Raw genomic sequence first — 15,203 nt, forward strand, 5'->3', positions numbered from 1 at the left:
CGCGATGGCCCGCGACCGCGACCTGCCCCACGCCCTGGCCGCCGTCCACCCCCGGTTCGGCGTCCCGCACCGCGCCGAACTCGCCGTCGGCGCCGTGGTCGCCCTCGCCGCCGCCCTCGGCGACCTCCGCGGCGCGATCGGCTTCTCCTCCTTCGGCGTGCTCGCCTACTACGCCGTCGCCAACGCCGCCGCCTGGACCCTCACCCCCGCCGAGGGCCGGCCCCCGCGTGCCGTCCCGGTCGTCGGCGCGGCTGGCTGCCTCGCCCTGGCCTTCGCCCTGCCCGCGGCCTCCGTCCTCCAGGGCGCCATCGTCCTCGCCCTCGGCGCCGCCGCCTACGCCGTGCGCAGGGCCCTCACCCGCGCCTGACCCCGGGAACGCGGACGGCCGGCGAGGGCTGCTGCCCTTCGCCGGCCGTCGAGGTCCGTGACGGTTACCGCGCGCCCCACTCCGCGTCGGTGGGGACGATCTCGCGGCCGAGCGGCATCAGCGAGACCGGGATCATCTTCAGGTTCGCCCAGCCGAAGGGGATCCCGATGATCGACAGGAACAGCGGGATGCTGGTGATCAGATGCCCGAGCGCCAGCCACCAGCCCGCGAACACCAGCCAGATCACGTTCCCCACACAGGACGCCGGCCCGGCGTCGGGCCGCTCCACCGTCGTGCGCCCGAACGGCCACAGGATGAACCCGGCAATACGGAAGGACGCGATGCCGAACGGGATGGTAATCACGAGCAGGCAGCAGACAATTCCGGCGAGCACGTAGGCAAGAGCCATCCAAATGCCGCAGAAAACCAGCCAGATGACATTGAGGACGAACTTTATTGCACTCATGCCCGGTACCTTCTCACGGCTGATGGCGTCGCACTACGACCGTGTGCCTTGACCGCCCGCGAGCGTGTTGACGTCCCCGGTCCGTCGCAGAAGCCGATCGAGGGCATGCGACGGTCATCTTTCATGACTCGGAGCACATCTGACGGATATTCGGAGGGCGCCGTGCCGCCCCGGCTTCCACGCCCGGTGACGCGCACGCCGCCGTCCCGCCGGTACCAGGTCACATCCGGTTCGCCCGGTCAGGAGAAGGACAGCAGCATGACCGGCGCCGTGGTGGGGTGCGCGGAGCCGCCCGCCGGTTCGACGGTGACGCCGATGCCCCGTGCCCCGTCCAGCGGCCCGGTCAGCAGGAGGACGCCGCCGCCCGTGGGCAGCAGCCCGGCCGGACGCATCGTCCCCGAGTCGTCGAACCACAGCTGATACGTGCTGCCCTCGGTCGGTGCCGGCATGCCGGAGGCCAGGAAGCCGGCCTGACCACGGCTGTTCGACCACACCAGCGTGCCCACGCCGCTCCCGCCGGCGGCATGACCGGTGGCGCTCCGGGCGTCGGGAGCGGCGAGGAGAGCGGCCAGACGGTCCTGCTGCTGCTGGAGTGCGGCAGCGCGAGCCCGGGCCTGCCCGGCCCGCTGGTTCTGCCGCACGGCCACGGCGCCGGCGCCTACGGCCAGCGCCAGGCAGGCCGCCAGGGCGAGCTTCGGCCAGCCCCTGGCGAGGCGGCCGCGCCGGCGTCCCGGAGGGGCAACGACGTGCGGGGCCTCCTGGCGCAGTGTCGGCAGCGCGGCCATGACACGGGTCTTCAGGGCCGGCGGGGGGAGGACGGCCTGGGCTGCGCCGAGCCGGGCGAGGGTGGCGGCGAACTCGGCGGTCTCCTGGGAGCAGGCCGGGCAGCCGGCCAGATGGCGTTCGAACTCGGCGCTCTCATCGGCGTCGAGGGCGTGCGTGGCGTAGGCGCCGGTCAGGGCGTGCAGGTCGGCGGCGCTCATGCTGCTACCCCCAGGCAGTCGCGCAGGCGGATCAGTCCGTCGCGCATGCGGGTCTTGACGGTGCCCAGCGGGGCGCCGAGGACTTCGGCGACCTGGGGGTAGGTGTAGGCCCGGTAGTACGCCAGCGTCAACGCCTCGCGCTGGAGCTCGGTGAGCGTCCTCATGCAGCGCCGCACCTGTTCGCGTTCGAGTCTGCCTTCGACCTGCTCGGCGACCTCGTCGAACTCGGGGGTGCGGGAGGCGGCCGCGGCGCGCTGGTCGCGGTCGGCGGCGGCCTGCACCGAGCGGACCCGGTCCACCGCGCGCCGGTGGGTGATGGTGAGCACCCACGGCATCACCTCGCCGCGTTCGGCGCGGTAGCGGGCGGCGGTGCGCCAGACCTCCAGCAGCACCTCCTGGGCGACCTCCTCGGACTGCGCAGGGTCCCGCAGCACCCGGCGTGCCAGGCCCAGTACCGGGGCGGCCACGCAGTCGTAGAGCCGGGAGAAGGCGTCCTGGTCGCCGCGGGCGACCCTGGCGAGGAGCTCCTTGAGGTCCGGGCCCGGTCGTCCGGGACCGGACAGGTGGACGACGGCGCTCATCCGACCGCTCCTCGGGGACGACGGGCGGGCGGCGAGCCCCACGGACGGATGGCGGGCATCACGGGCCTCCCCACGACGCGGCCGGGGAGCGGGGCGCCGGCCGGTGAACGGAACTACTCATGTGGTCCTTCGGGGCCGGCATGCCACCGGATTGGCCCGGGCTGTCACCAGTTTCGCCGCCGCCGTCGCACGCGGCGGCAGGCGGCTCCGGCCGGCGGTCGTCCCGTCGCCCGGCGGCAACGGGCGGTGACTTCGGGTCAGTCCGATGACCCGCCATCACTCGGGCGGGTGAATTGCCGGGTTTCCCGGCCCTCCGGGCAAGCCGGCGACCGGGCAGCGCCGAAGGGATGACGTACGAGCCCGTGAACCGGCGGGCTCCTGCCTGAGACGGGAGCATGATGCCTTCAGAGCACATCGACACCCGGCTGCTCGAAGAACTCACCGAGCAGTCGCAGGACCTGAACAGCGACGCGCTGCGGATCACGCACGGCGCGCTGACCGACTTCGGCCAGGCGGCCGGACCCGTCCGGCGCCGCTGGTGGCAGCGCGGCGGACTGGTCGCCGGAGTCGTCGGGACGGCCGCGCTCCTCGGCGGCACCCGCGCCTTCGCCGACAGCCCCTCGCCGTCCGGCTCCATGGCCGACGACATCATGGCGCTGCAGACCGCCGCGTCGATCGAGAACCTCGCCGTGGCCGTCTACCAGACCGCTGCCGGACTGCCGTTCATCAAGGACGGCAACAAGACGGTGGCCGCGTTCATCACCAAGACCACCGCCCAGCACCAGGCCCACGCCATGGCGTTCAACGCCGCCGCCACCCAGGCCGGCGGCCAGGCCCAGAACAACCCGGACCCGACGTACAAGGCCGTCGTCGACCAGGCGCTGCCGAGCATCAAGGGCCCGGGCGACGTGGTCAGGCTCGCCATCACCCTGGAGGACGTGGCGGCCCAGACCTACACCAAGAACGTGAGCCAGGTGAGCAACGCGGACCTGCGCAAGCTCTTCGCGTCCGTCGCCCCGGTCGAGGCCCAGCACCGCGCCACCCTGCTGGCCGTGCAGGCGCTGCTCGCCGGCAACGCCGCCGACCTGGTCACCATCCCGGTCGACCCGGCCAAGCTCCCGGCGGCGGCCGGCAGCGTGGGCTTCCCCGACGCCTTCTACAAGACCGACAGTGCCTCGCCGATCACCGAAGGAGCCGTCAAGTGACCGCGCACGACTGGGAGCTCCAGATCAGCGAAGGCCAACTCGCCCGTCTCACCGCGGAGATGGACGAGGCCCACCGGGCGACGCTGCCCGCCATGCGCACCGGCGCGCTGGACCTGGGCGAGGAGATCCGCGCCCGCCGGGGCGACGAGCCGCGCGACGCCGGCCGGCGCCGCTTCCTGCTCGGCGCCGGCGGCGCCGCGCTCGCGCTCACCCTGGCAGCCTGTTCCAGCAGCAAGTCCACCAGCCAACCGGCCTCCTCCGGCAGTGCCTCGATGCCCGCCCCGGACCCGGCGTCCGGCACGTACACCGGCGACCTGAGGGTCGTCGCGCTCGCCACCGCGCTGGAGAACCAGGCCGTCGGCGCCTACCAGGCAGCCCTCGACGCCGCCAAGGCCGGCAAGCTCGGCACCGTCCCCCCGGCGGTCGCCACCTTCGTCACCACCGCGATGGCCCAGCACGCCGACCACGCCAAGGCCTGGAACGCGGTCCTCACCGGGGCGGGCAAGCCCGCGATCACGAACGTGCCGCTGACCAACCAGGCCGGCACGGTCGCCGCGCTCGGCAAGGCCGCCAGCGTGGGCGACGTCGCCAAGCTCGCCCTCCAGTTGGAGGACCAGGCCGCCCAGACCTACCTCTTCGCGACCTACAACGTCACCAGCCCCGCCGGCATCGCCACCGCCGCCACCATCGCCCCCGTCGAGGCCATGCACGCCGCCATCCTCACCTACGTCCTCGGCCAGTACCCCGTCCCCGACGACTTCCTGCCCGTCGACAAGGCCGCGAGTCCCACCCTGCTCACCGTCTGAGCAGATCCAGAGCGGTGCGTGCCCGGGCGCGAGACGTCGACACCCCCGCGCCCGGGCACGCACCTTCCCCTCACCCCGGAACGGAAGTGCACCCGTGACCGCCGTACGTCTGCGCGCCGCCCTGAGCGCGGCCCTGCTGGCCCTTGCGCTCGGCGCCTGCTCGTCGAGCCCCGCCGGATCCCACGCCCCGGCCGGCTCCTCCGGTCCGGCCCCCTCCGGGGCCCGGATCACCATCAAGGACTTCCGGTTCCAGCCGGCCACGCTCACCGTTCCCCCGGGGCAGAGCATCACCGTGGTGAACGAGGACTCCACCGCCCACACCGTCACCGCCGACGACAGGTCCTTCGACACCAAGGCCGTCAGCGGCGGAGCATCGGCCGCCTTCACCGCCCCGGCGAAGGCCGGCAGCTACCCGTACATCTGTGCCATCCACCAGTACATGCACGCCACCCTCACCGTCAGCTGACCGGCAACGAAGCGCCCACCCGCGTACGGATGCCCGCATGTCCGCCCCGGGCCCTGTGCGGCCCCGGGCCCGAGCCGCCCCCGGGCCCTGTGCGGCGCCGTCTCCGGGCGGGTCGTGGCCCGGCAGGGCTGACCGGTGGTCGTCAGGCCGGGCGGGGGAGGTAGGCGAGGCCGTGGGCGCCCGGGTCGGCGAGCTTGGGGACGGTGAGGCGGGAGACCGGGGCGAGGGTGGCCAGGTCGATGACGTCGACGGTGGAGGAGACGACGCCGGCGACGTAGGCGAGGCCGCCGTCCGGGGAGGAGGTGATGGTGAGCGGGAAGAGGCCCACCTCGACGGAGCCGAGGCGGCGGTGGTCGTCGGCGGCGAACACGGTGAGACGGCCCGGGAGTTGGCGGCCCAGGGCGGAGCCGGAGGCGGGGGCCGACCGGACTTCGCCGGCCAGGAGCCGGCCGGTCGAGGTGAGGTGGACCGGCAGGGCCGGGGAGTCCGTCGGGAGGACGGCCGTGACGGTCGCGGTCGGGACGTCGATGACGCGGATGCCCGGGGCCGCGGTGGGGGCGGTGGAGGTGGAGAGGTACGGGCCGGCGGCGTAGACCCGGGTGCCGTCGGCGGAGACGGCCAGGCCCTCGCTGCCGGGGACCTCCACCCTGGCGGTCAGAGTCCCCCGTTCGAGGTCCACGACCGAGACGAAGGGCGCCTCCTTGTTGGTGGCGAAGCCGGTCCTGCCGTCCGGAGAGACGGCGAACCAGTGCGGGCCGGGGGCGTCGGTGTCGATCCGGCCGAGCGGGCGGCGGGTCGTGGTGTCGATGACCACGACGCCGCCGGGGCGGTCCTCGCCGCCCTCCACGCTGACGTACAGCCGGCCGCGGGCGGTGTCCAACGCCAGCCCGTGCGGGCCGTGTTCGGGGGCGAGGTCGATCACCTCGACGATCCGGCGGGTGTCGGCGTCGATGACGGTCAGCTCGGTGCGGCGGCCACTGTTGGCGTGGTAGTAGCCCGAGTGGTAGGCGCTGCTGCACCAGAGCAGCCGCTGGGTCGGGTCGAAGCACAACTCGTGCGGCTCGGCGAGGACTTGGAGGGTGTCCAGGTGCCGGTCGGTGGCGGCGTCGAAGAATGAGACGGTCGGGCCGCTCTGGCTGACTACGGCGAGGACGTCGCCGGAACGGTCGGCGCGGGAGAGCTGCGACATGAGGACTCCTCAGGGACGGCTGCGGGTTCGTCTCCACCTTCGTCGGCGGCCGGGACGGAAACCATGCAAGGATCGGCATCCGATAGTTGCCCAGGACGCAAAGACCGAGATCGGAAGCGTGCGGATGCTGGACCTCAACCTGCTGCGGGCGCTGGACGCCCTGCTCCAGGAGAGCAGTGTGACCCGCGCGGCCGAGCGGCTCGGCACCTCGCCCGCGGCGGTCAGCCGGATGCTCGCCCGGCTGCGCCGCGCCGTCGAGGACCCGCTGCTGGTGCGCGCCGGGCAGGGCCTCGTCCCGACCCCGCGGGCACTCGAACTGCGGGAGGAGGTCGGCGCGTTGCTGCGTGGCTGCGACAGCGTGCTGCGTCCCGGCGCCGGGTTCGACCCGGTGCACCTCGACCGCACCTTCACGGTGCAGGCCGGGGAGCTGATGCTGGTGCGGACGGCGGGCGCGCTCGCCGAGCGGGTCCGGGCGCAGGCCCCGCGGGTGGACGTGATCTTCCTGCCGGAGGCGCTGGAGGACGGGCCGGCGCTGCGGCAGGGGCTGGTGGACGTCGAACTCGGCGTGCTCGGCGGCCTGGACCCGGAGGTCCGCACCCGGCAGCTCCTCCGCGTTCCGCTGGTCGGCCTCGCCAGAGCCGGCCATCCGCTGTTCGACGGCCGCTGGATCACCGCCCGCCGGTTCGCCGCCGTCGACCACATCGGCGTCTCCCGGCGCGGCAAACGGCTCGGCCCGATCGACGCCGGGCTCGCCGGACTCGGGCTCCGGCGCCGGGTGGCGGTCATCGTGCCCAGCCACACCGGCGCCATGCTGCTGGCCAGGGACAGCGACCTGATCACGCTGGTCCCCGAGGACTGGCTGCCGGACACCGTCGCCGCGCTGGGCTTGCGCACCTTCCCGATCCCGCTCGAACTCGCCCCGCTGGAGCTGGGGATGGCCTGGCACCCGCGCAACTCGGCGGATCCGGGCCACCGCTGGTTCCGGGAGCACGTGGCGGCCGCGGTGCTGGGCGCGGACCCGCGCGACCCGGTATGAGGGGGAGGGTGAACGCGGCGCCCCGGCTCGGTCCGTGGCGTAGGGTCGGGATACCCTCCGGGGTACGTGGGGGTGGCGCTGAGGGCGGAGGCGGGCATGGCGCGGTCGCGGCAGTTCGGTCCGCCGGTGCCGGTGCCGGCGCCTTGGGTGCTGCGCTTGCTGCTGCTCGCCGCACTGCTGCTGGGCATCGTGACCATGCACACGCTCGGCCATCCGGGCGGCGGGCACGGCGGACACGAAGGCTCCGGGACGGGTGTCTCGGCGATGCCTCCGGCGGGTGCCGCGCACCACGGACCTGACGCAGGGGCACCCTCCGTCCACCCCGCCGCCCACCCTGCCGCCTTCGCCGTCGACCCCACCGGCGTCGGCCCCGCCGCCCCCGGCGGCCTGGACCCGATGGCGGTCTGCCTCGCCGTCCTGGCCGGCTGGACCCTGGTGCTCCTCGTCGTCGGCCCCCTGCTGAGGCGCAGCGGTGACGCCGCCGCCGAGGTGCGGGCCAGGCTGCTGACGGCTGTCCGCGCGCTGCCCCCGCCCGGGGGCGGGCGGATACTCCTCACCCGGCTTTCGGTGCTGCGCCAGTAGGCGCGCGCCCGCCGTTCCGCGCCCGCGCCCCGCTCAGGAGCGCCCGCGTGCACGTCCACGCGCCCGCTCGCGCCCCGAAGCGCCCGCGCACGGAACGGCCGACGCGACGTCCTGCACACCCACACACCACACGAGGTGCACTCCGCCATGCGCACACCCACCCGTCGCACCCTCCTCGGCGCCGCGCTCGCGGCCGCCGGGACCGGCCTGCTGACCGCCTGCTCCTCCGGTTCCCCCGGCTCCTCCGACTCCATGAAGGGCATGGACCACGCGGGCATGAACCACGGCCCCACGAGCGGAACGGCCGGAACACCCGGGACGACCGGAACACCCGGCACACTCGGAACACCCGGCTACCTCGCCCCGAACGGTCCCGAGGTCGCCGCCGCCGAGGCCGCACGCAAGCCCGGCCCGGAGCGGAAGGTCGCGCTCACCGCCACCGAGACCACCCTCGACCTCGGCGGCCGTACCGTCCGCAGCTGGGCGTACGGCGACCGCCTGCCCGGCCAGGAGGTGCGCGCCACCCTCGGCGACACGATCGCCGTCACCCTCGCCAACCACCTGCCCCAGCCCACCTCGCTGCACTGGCACGGCCTCGCGCTGCGCAACGACATGGACGGCGTGCCGGGCCTGACCCAGGCCGACGTCAGGCCCGGCGCCTCCTTCGAGTACCGGTTCGCGCTGAGCCACCCGGGCACGTACTGGTTCCACCCGCACTCCGGCGTCCAGCAGGACCGCGGCCTGTACGCGCCGCTGATCGTCGAGGACCCCAGGGAGCCACTGGCCTACGACAAGGAGTGGGTCGTCGTCCTGGACGACTGGGTGGACGGCGTCGACGGCAGCACCCCGGACGCCGTCCTCGCCGAACTCGCCCGGGGCATGGGAGGGATGGACCACTCCGGCGGCTCCGGGAACGGCGGCCACGAAGGGCACGACATGCCGGGGACGTCCGGGACGGGAAGCGCTCCGAGCGGCGCGTCCCCCTCCCGGATGCTGATGGGCGCCCGGAGCCCGCTGCTGGGCGGCGACGCCGGCGACGTCGCGTACCCGTTCCACCTGGTCAACGGAAGGCTCGCCACCGCACCCGAGACCTTCACCGCCAAGCCCGGCGACCGGATCCGGATCCGGCTGGTCAACGCGGGCGGTGACACCGCCTACCGGGTCGCCCTCGGCGGCCACGAGCTGACCGTCACCCACACCGACGGCTTCCCGGTCGAACCGGCCACCACCCAGGCGCTGCTGCTCGGCATGGGCGAGCGCTACGACGTGCTGGTCACCGCCGGGGACGGCGTCTTCCCGCTGACCGCGCTGGCCGAGGGCAAGAACGCCACCGCCCTGGCCGTACTGCGCACCGGCGGCGGCGCCGCGCCCGACGCGGCCGTCCGCCCGGCCGAGCTGGACGGACGGCTGGTCACCGCCGGGCAGCTCAAGGCCGCCCCGGGTGTCCGGCTGCCCGCCAGGACACCGGACCGCACGGTGAGGCTGGAGCTCACCGGCGGGATGGCGAAGGCCGACTGGGCGTTCAACGGCCGCAGGTACGACCCGGCGCAGCGCCACCCGGTGGCGGCGGGGGAGCGGGTGCGGCTGGAGTTCCGCAACAGCACCGCCATGTGGCACCCCGTCCACCTGCACGGACACAGTTTCGCGCTGCCCGGCGACGGCCCGCGCAAGGACACCGCGATCGTGCTGCCGGGTACGACGCTGGCCGTCGACTTCGACGCCGACAACCCGGGCCTGTGGATGGTGCACTGCCACAACGTCTACCACGCGGAGACGGGAATGATGACCGTCCTCGGTTACCGGGCCTGACTCCGGGCTCCCCCCCCCCGCGATTCCTCCCGAGTCATTCCGGGCCTCCCGCGAGGGAAGGGATTTCGGGCTTCACCGAGGGCGGGGCCCCGGGCCGCACCGCCGGCCCGGGGTCCCGCCGTTCGCGGCACCCGAACCATCGCGCCGTGCCACCCGCCCCGACCTGCGCGGCCATGACGTTTTCTTAACGCGGCCCGATGGCGGTTTCTTAACGCTGGTCGCATAGCGTGTCGCCCTGCCGTCGCCCGACGGCGTTTTTACGGGGTCTTTAAACAAGAGGTGCAAGGTGGTTTCGTCGGGTTCGACGGGGACGGCGGAGACGGGCGCGCCGTCGGCGCGAATACGGCTCCGCAGCTGGCTGCTGGAGGACGTGACCGGGGAGAAGCCGGCGACGAAGCCCGCCCAGGAGTCCGAGGGGCAGGACGCCCCGGAGCCGCCGCGGGGGGGCGCGGCGGCGGGGGGCTCCGCCGCGTCCGGTGCGCCCGCCGGCCAGCGCTGGTGGCGGGTGATGTGCCTGACCGGCCTGGACTACTTCTCGACGCTCGGCTACCAGCCGGGCATCGCCGCCCTCGCCGCGGGCGTGCTGTCGCCGATCGCCACCATCGTGCTGGTGGTGGTCACCCTGCTGGGCGCGCTGCCGGTCTACCGGCGGGTGGCCAAGGAGAGCCCGCGCGGTGAGGGCTCGATCGCGATGCTGGAGCGGCTGCTGTCGTTCTGGAAGGGCAAGCTGTTCGTCCTCGCGCTGCTCGGCTTCGCGGCGACGGACTTCCTGATCACCATCACCCTGTCCGCCGCCGACGCCAGCGCGCACCTGGTGGAGAACCCGCACCTGACCGGCATGCTCAGTGGCAAGCAGGTGCTGATCACGATGGTCCTGGTGGCCATGCTCGGCGCGGTCTTCCTCAAGGGCTTCAGCGAGGCGATCGGCCTGGCGGTGTTCCTGGTCGGCTCGTACCTGCTGCTGAACGTGGTCGTGGTGGCCGTCGGCCTCTGGAAGATCATCGAGGCGCCGCACGTGGTCACCGACTGGACGGAGGCGCTGACCGCCCAGCACGGCAACCCGATCATCATGGTCGGCGTGGCCCTGGTGACCTTCCCGAAGCTGGCGCTCGGCCTGTCCGGCTTCGAGACCGGCGTCGCGGTGATGCCGCACATCAAGGGCGACCCCGACGACACCGAGGCGAACCCGGCCGGCCGGATCCGCGGCACCCGCAAGCTGCTGACCACCGCCGCCGTGATCATGAGCTGCTTCTTGATCGCCACCAGCTTCATCACCACGCTGCTCATCCCGGCCGACCAGTTCAAGGCGGGCGGCGAAGCCAACGGCCGCGCCCTGGCGTACCTGGCGCACGAGTACCTGGGCGGTGCCTTCGGCAGCGTCTACGACCTCTCCACCATCGCGATCCTCTGGTTCGCCGGCGCCTCCGCGATGGCGGGCATGCTCAACCTGCTGCCCCGCTACCTGCCGCGCTACGGCATGGCCCCGCACTGGGCGCGCGCGGTGCGGCCGATGGTGATCGTGCTGACCCTGATCGGCTTCCTGGTCACCTGGATCTTCGACGCGAACGTGGACGCCCAGGGCGGCGCGTACGCGACCGGCGTGCTGGTGCTGATCAGCTCGGCCGCGATCGCGGTGACCATCGCCGCGTACAAGAAGCGCGAGCGCGGCTGGACCGTCGCCTTCGCGGTCATCGCGGCGATCTTCCTCTACACCACCGTGCTGAACTGCCTGGAGCGTCCTGACGGTCTGAAGATCGGCGCCTGCTTCATCGCCGGCATCATCCTGGTCTCGCTGCTCTCCCGGCTGCGCCGCGCCTTCGAGCTGCGGGTCACGAGCGTGGAGCTGGACGATGTGGCGGAACGTTTCATCAGGGACTACGCGCACCGTCCGCTGCGGCTGATCGCCAACGAGCCCAGCCACCGCGACCACGCCGAGTACCGCGACAAGATCCGCCAGATCCGCGCCGACAACGACATCCCCGACGAGGACGACCTGGTCTTCGTCGAGGTGACCGTCCGCGACGCCTCCGACTTCGAGGCCGAACTGACCGTCCGCGGCGAGGTGCTGCACGGGCGCTACCGGGTGCTGACCCTGGAGAGCTCCAGCATCCCCAACGCGCTCGCCGCGCTGGCGCTCACCGTCCGGGACCGCACCGGCCAGCGGCCGCACCTGTACTTCGAGTGGACCGAGGGCAGCCCCTTCGCCCAGTTCCTGCGGTTCTTCCTGTTCGGACAGGGCGAGGTCGCGCCGGTCACCCGCGAGGTGCTGCGCGAGGCCGAGCCGGACCGCTCGCGCCGCCCGCGGGTCCACGTCGGCTGAGCCCGCGCCCGCACGCCGACGGCCCGTCCGCTCCTGGTGAGCGGACGGGCCGTCGGTGTCTTCCTTCTGGTGTCTTCCTTGTGGGGCCTTCCCGGTGGGATCGGTGGGGCCGTCGGGGTCAGGACGGCAGTTCGAGGACCTGGCCGGGCTGGATGAGGTCCGGGTCCTCGCCGATGGTGTCGCGGTTGAGCTCGTAGAGGGCGGTCCAGCCGCCGGGCACGTCGAGGAACTCGGCGAGCTCGGCGAGGGTGTCGTTCTCGCGGACGGTCCAGGTGCCGTCCTGCGGTGTGGCAGGTACGGCAGCTGTGGCCGACGCGGTCGGCTTCGACGCGGTGGCCGGGGGCGGCTGGACGGGCTCGCGGGGGCGGTCGCGGGTGGCGCGGGCGCCGCAGACCGGCCAGGGGGACAGGCCACGGCGGTCGGCGAGGTGCTGGGCGACGGCGATCTGCTGCTCGCGGGTGGCGAGGTCGGCGCGCGGGGCGTAGCCGAGGCCGCCGTTCTCGCGCCAGGTGGGCTGGTCGAACTGGAGACCGCCGTAGTAGCCGTTGCCGGTGTTGATGCGCCAGTTGCCGCTGCTCTCGCAGGCCGCCACGCGGTCCCAGTCGTACGAGCCGCCGTCAGCCCTCCCGGGGTCGGACCCGCCGTCGCGGCCTGGTGGCGCGGCGTGGGCCGCCGGTGCGGCGAGGGCCACGGACAGGGCGCAGAGCGCGGTCGGAACGATGCGGCGCAGACGGGCGGTGGGAGGCATCGGCGGCTCTCATGCTGGGGGACAGGGCGGGGCACCGTCCGCGGACGGCGCTCTCCCACCCATGCACGCTGGACGGGGCGTTCCGTCGCCGACACGTCCGGCAGGTCACCCGGGCGGCGGCCGTGGACCACCCCGGTGGCTCGCGGCCGATCGGCCGTCACCCTCGTCGCCCGTCGTCACCGTTGGTCGCCCGGCGTCACCGCGCGGCGCCGCCGCCCGTCGGGGCCACGCGTCGGCCGCCGGACGGACGGGCGGAATGCCGAAGCGGGCGCCCGGCGGCCGGGGGCCAGGCCGCACGCGGTACCCGCCGCGGCAGTAGACGACGACCTCGGTGTCCGCGGGCAGCTCGTCCAGCCGGCAGGCCCGCCGCCCGGCTGATCAGGGGCGGGGCGGTGCCCCGAGTGGCCCCGGCAACCCGGCGTTCAACTGCCCTTTCCTGTACGCGAATTCGATGGCATCCGCCCCCTTGTCAAAGGTTAGTGAAGTTTCCTAACTTGATGTCATGTCCGAGACACCACGGCACTCCCGGCGTGACCTCCTGCGTGCCGGCGCGATGGGCGGAGCCGCCCTCGCCGCCGGCGGCCTCCTGCTGCCCGGCACCGCCCAGGCCGCCCCGCGCCTCACCACTCCGAGCCCCGTCGCCCTCGACCTCCCGACCGTCCCCGCGCCCCGGAGCGAGCGGACCGCGGGGTCCGCGCTGCGCCCCTTCGGCCGGCACCTCGCCTTCGGCGCCGACCCGTCCCAGCAGGTCGTCGTCTCCTGGCAGGTGCCGGACGCGGTGACCGCCCCCTTCGTCCGGATCGGCGTCCAGCCCGGGGACTTCGGCGCCCCGGTCGCCGCCGAGGTCCGCACCCTGGTCAGCAAGCTCTCCTGGCAGAAGCCGGTCGAGGACCAGCCCCCGGTCAAGCCCACCACCGTCACCCAGTACTACCTGCACGCCCAGCTGGACCAGCTGATCCCGGACACCACCTACTACTACGTCGTGGGCCACCAGGGCTACGACCCCGCGGGGCAGCACACCAGGCTCGGCGACGTGGCGAGCTTCCGCACCGCGCCCGCCCCCGGACGCGGCGCCGGATTCACCTTCACGGCCTTCGGCGACCAGGGCATCGGCTACAACGCGGCCGCCACCGGCCACCTGATCGCCGGCCTCGACCCCGCCTTCCACCTCCACATGGGCGACCTCTCGTACGCCAACGCCGGCGGCAGCGGCAAGACCAGCGACGCCTACGACGCCCGGCTGTGGGACTCCTTCTTCGTGCAGAACGACCCCGTCGCCTCCAGGACCCCGTGGATGCCGGCGATCGGCAACCACGAGATGGAGCCGTGGTACGGATCCGATGGCTACGGGGGCATGCGCGCCCGGTTCACGACGCCCGACAACGCCTGGAGCCAGTCCACCGGCATCTACTCCTGGCGCTACCAGAACGTCGGCCTGATCAGCCTCGACGGCAACGACGTCTGCTACAACACCCCGGCCAACCTCGACTACACCAAGGGCAAGCAGAAGAAGTGGCTGGAGAGCCGGCTCGCCGCGCTCCGCGCCGACAGCGGCATCGACTTCATCGTCGTCTACCTCCACCAGTGCACCTACTCCACCTGCCACGACAACGGAGCCGAACTCGGCGCGCAGCAGGACTGGGCCCCGCTGTTCGACAAGTACCAGGTGGACCTGGTGCTCAGCGGCCACAACCACGTCTACGAGCGCACCGACCCGATCCGGGCCGGCAAGGCCACCCGCAAGGTCGCCTCCGGCGACACCGTCAACCCGGTGAAGGACGGCACCACCTACGTCGTCGCGGGCGGCGGAGGCGGCGGGCTCTACTCCTTCCCGGTCTCCGACACCTACCTCGGGCACGAGACCGGCAACGACAAGCCGGTGCCGATGGTGGTCTCCGAGCGGGGCGGCCACGAGCAGACCGTCAAGGTCACCTGGTCCAGGGTCCGCTACACCGGTTACTGCCTGGTCGCGGTCGACGTGACACCGGGCGCCGCGGGCAAACCCGCCCGCATGGAGGTGCGCTCGCTCACCGAGGACGGGACGGCGGTGGACCGGGTCACCGTGCAGCGCGGCTGACCCGCGCCCGCGTACCCGGCCCGGGCTGAGCACGCCCGGGTTGAGTACGCCGGGTTGAGTACGCCTACTCAGGCGGCCGGCGGCGGGTCCGGCGAGCATGGAGGCGTCAGCCCGCCGGACCCCACGGAGGACCAGCCATGCTCAGCCGGATCGCCGGCACCCTGGTGCCCGCCCTCGGACGCCTGTCCGTCAGCTCGGAGACGCCGGGCCCGGTCGCCCCCGGCAGCATCGTCGCGGCCAACCACAGCTCGCTCGCCGACCCCGGCGTGGTGCTCGCCGCGCTGCGCCGGCTGGGCACCGAGCCGGTGGTGATGGCGGCCGCCGGACTGTGGCGGGTGCCGGTGCTCGGCGGGGTGCTGCGGTCCGGCGGGCACATCCCCGTCCACCGCGGCACGGCCAGGGCCGCCGCCGCCCTCGACCCGGCCGTGGCGGCGCTCGCGGCCGGCCGGGTCGTGCTGATCTACGGGGAGGGCGGCCTGCCGGACCGCCGGGACTCCCGCGACGCCGAGCCGGGCGCGTTCCGCACCGGCCTGGCCAGGCTCGCGGCGGCGAGCGGCGCCCCGGTGGT

The 15,203-nt window shown here is 73.7% G+C and carries 14 protein-coding genes and 1 pseudogene; 10 read left to right on the forward strand and 5 right to left on the reverse strand.

Going from position 1 to position 15,203, the window contains the following annotated elements; genetic code table 11:
• A pseudogene (locus BU198_RS23175) lies at nucleotides 1-367 on the forward strand (amino acid permease); the annotation flags it as partial.
• Nucleotides 368-431: 64 nt separating this feature from the next.
• Here BU198_RS23175 and BU198_RS23180 read toward each other — a convergent pair.
• The 3 genes from BU198_RS23180 to sigK all read right to left on the reverse strand — a co-directional run bounded on the left by BU198_RS23180 (nucleotide 432) and on the right by sigK (nucleotide 2,397).
• The gene (locus tag BU198_RS23180) at nucleotides 432-833 is read right to left on the reverse strand and encodes a YccF domain-containing protein (RefSeq protein ID WP_188298787.1); all 402 of its coding nucleotides are present in this window, start codon (nucleotides 831-833) and stop codon (nucleotides 432-434) included.
• Between the two features lie 239 nt (nucleotides 834-1,072).
• The gene (locus BU198_RS23185; protein ID WP_188298788.1) at nucleotides 1,073-1,816 is read right to left on the reverse strand and encodes an anti-sigma factor domain-containing protein; all 744 of its coding nucleotides are present in this window, start codon (nucleotides 1,814-1,816) and stop codon (nucleotides 1,073-1,075) included.
• Nucleotides 1,813-2,397: an ECF RNA polymerase sigma factor SigK gene (gene sigK, locus BU198_RS23190; RefSeq protein ID WP_188298789.1), complete on the reverse strand. Its 585-nt coding sequence runs from the start codon at nucleotides 2,395-2,397 to the stop codon at nucleotides 1,813-1,815. The genes BU198_RS23185 and sigK overlap by 4 nt, the downstream gene beginning before the upstream one ends.
• Nucleotides 2,398-2,792: 395 nt before the next feature.
• On the opposite strand from sigK, the gene BU198_RS23195 reads away from it, so the two are divergent.
• The 3 genes from BU198_RS23195 (at nucleotide 2,793) to BU198_RS23205 (ending at nucleotide 4,874) form a co-directional block, all read left to right on the forward strand.
• On the forward strand, nucleotides 2,793-3,602 hold the full coding sequence (locus BU198_RS23195; protein ID WP_188298790.1) for a ferritin-like domain-containing protein: 810 nt from the start codon (nucleotides 2,793-2,795) through the stop codon (nucleotides 3,600-3,602).
• Entirely contained in the window at nucleotides 3,599-4,408 is an 810-nt protein-coding gene (locus BU198_RS23200; protein ID WP_317620276.1) for a ferritin-like domain-containing protein, read from the forward strand. Before BU198_RS23195 ends, BU198_RS23200 begins: the two co-directional genes overlap by 4 nt.
• 94 nt (nucleotides 4,409-4,502) lie before the next feature.
• On the forward strand, nucleotides 4,503-4,874 hold the full coding sequence (locus BU198_RS23205; RefSeq protein WP_188298791.1) for a cupredoxin domain-containing protein: 372 nt from the start codon (nucleotides 4,503-4,505) through the stop codon (nucleotides 4,872-4,874).
• 142 nt (nucleotides 4,875-5,016) lie between these two features.
• On the opposite strand, the gene BU198_RS23210 is transcribed toward BU198_RS23205, so the two are convergent.
• A complete protein-coding gene (locus BU198_RS23210) occupies nucleotides 5,017-6,063 on the reverse strand; it encodes a YncE family protein (protein WP_188298792.1) in 1,047 nt (348 codons plus the stop codon).
• 127 nt (nucleotides 6,064-6,190) lie between these two features.
• Between BU198_RS23210 and BU198_RS23215 the strand changes: the two genes are divergently transcribed.
• The 4 genes from BU198_RS23215 to BU198_RS23230 all read left to right on the forward strand — a co-directional run bounded on the left by BU198_RS23215 (nucleotide 6,191) and on the right by BU198_RS23230 (nucleotide 11,810).
• Nucleotides 6,191-7,099 carry a LysR family transcriptional regulator gene (locus BU198_RS23215; protein ID WP_188298800.1) on the forward strand — a complete coding sequence of 303 codons (909 nt, stop codon included), beginning with the start codon at nucleotides 6,191-6,193 and terminating at the stop codon, nucleotides 7,097-7,099.
• Between the two features lie 96 nt (nucleotides 7,100-7,195).
• Nucleotides 7,196-7,681 carry a hypothetical protein gene (locus BU198_RS23220; protein WP_188298793.1) on the forward strand — a complete coding sequence of 162 codons (486 nt, stop codon included), beginning with the start codon at nucleotides 7,196-7,198 and terminating at the stop codon, nucleotides 7,679-7,681.
• A gap of 147 nt (nucleotides 7,682-7,828) precedes the next feature.
• Nucleotides 7,829-9,490: a multicopper oxidase family protein gene (locus BU198_RS23225; RefSeq protein WP_188298794.1), complete on the forward strand. Its 1,662-nt coding sequence runs from the start codon at nucleotides 7,829-7,831 to the stop codon at nucleotides 9,488-9,490.
• Between the two features lie 508 nt (nucleotides 9,491-9,998).
• Nucleotides 9,999-11,810 carry an amino acid transporter gene (locus tag BU198_RS23230; RefSeq protein WP_223244823.1) on the forward strand — a complete coding sequence of 604 codons (1,812 nt, stop codon included), beginning with the start codon at nucleotides 9,999-10,001 and terminating at the stop codon, nucleotides 11,808-11,810.
• 118 nt (nucleotides 11,811-11,928) lie between these two features.
• On the opposite strand, the gene BU198_RS43900 is transcribed toward BU198_RS23230, so the two are convergent.
• Nucleotides 11,929-12,558, reverse strand: coding sequence for a transglycosylase family protein (locus BU198_RS43900; RefSeq protein WP_188298796.1), 630 nt, complete (start codon nucleotides 12,556-12,558; stop codon nucleotides 11,929-11,931).
• Nucleotides 12,559-13,060: 502 nt separating this feature from the next.
• On the opposite strand from BU198_RS43900, the gene BU198_RS23240 reads away from it, so the two are divergent.
• Both BU198_RS23240 and BU198_RS23245 read left to right on the forward strand, forming a co-directional pair.
• Complete coding sequence (locus BU198_RS23240; protein WP_188298797.1) at nucleotides 13,061-14,635, forward strand: purple acid phosphatase family protein; 1,575 nt, start codon at nucleotides 13,061-13,063, stop codon at nucleotides 14,633-14,635.
• Nucleotides 14,636-14,772: 137 nt separating this feature from the next.
• The coding region (locus BU198_RS23245) for a lysophospholipid acyltransferase family protein (protein ID WP_188298798.1) at nucleotides 14,773-15,203 on the forward strand (431 nt) is incomplete at its 3' end.

The sequence above is a fragment of the Streptomyces sp. CBMA156 genome, from assembly GCF_014596515.1.
Classification (GTDB): Bacteria; Actinomycetota; Actinomycetes; order Streptomycetales; family Streptomycetaceae; genus Kitasatospora.

What these genes read in the sequence shown, in the direction of transcription:
- BU198_RS23180 (WP_188298787.1), bottom strand. Translation starts at nt 833, where the DNA reads ATGAGTGCAATAAAGTTCGTCCTCAATGTCATCTGGCTGGTTTTCTGC.
- BU198_RS23185 (WP_188298788.1), bottom strand. Translation starts at nt 1,816, where the DNA reads ATGAGCGCCGCCGACCTGCACGCCCTGACCGGCGCCTACGCCACGCAC.
- sigK (WP_188298789.1), bottom strand. Translation starts at nt 2,397, where the DNA reads ATGAGCGCCGTCGTCCACCTGTCCGGTCCCGGACGACCGGGCCCGGAC.
- BU198_RS23195 (WP_188298790.1), top strand. Translation starts at nt 2,793, where the DNA reads ATGATGCCTTCAGAGCACATCGACACCCGGCTGCTCGAAGAACTCACC.
- BU198_RS23210 (WP_188298792.1), bottom strand. Translation starts at nt 6,063, where the DNA reads ATGTCGCAGCTCTCCCGCGCCGACCGTTCCGGCGACGTCCTCGCCGTA.
- BU198_RS23220 (WP_188298793.1), top strand. Translation starts at nt 7,196, where the DNA reads ATGGCGCGGTCGCGGCAGTTCGGTCCGCCGGTGCCGGTGCCGGCGCCT.
- BU198_RS23225 (WP_188298794.1), top strand. Translation starts at nt 7,829, where the DNA reads ATGCGCACACCCACCCGTCGCACCCTCCTCGGCGCCGCGCTCGCGGCC.
- BU198_RS23230 (WP_223244823.1), top strand. Translation starts at nt 9,999, where the DNA reads ATGTGCCTGACCGGCCTGGACTACTTCTCGACGCTCGGCTACCAGCCG.
- BU198_RS43900 (WP_188298796.1), bottom strand. Translation starts at nt 12,558, where the DNA reads ATGCCTCCCACCGCCCGTCTGCGCCGCATCGTTCCGACCGCGCTCTGC.
- BU198_RS23240 (WP_188298797.1), top strand. Translation starts at nt 13,061, where the DNA reads ATGTCCGAGACACCACGGCACTCCCGGCGTGACCTCCTGCGTGCCGGC.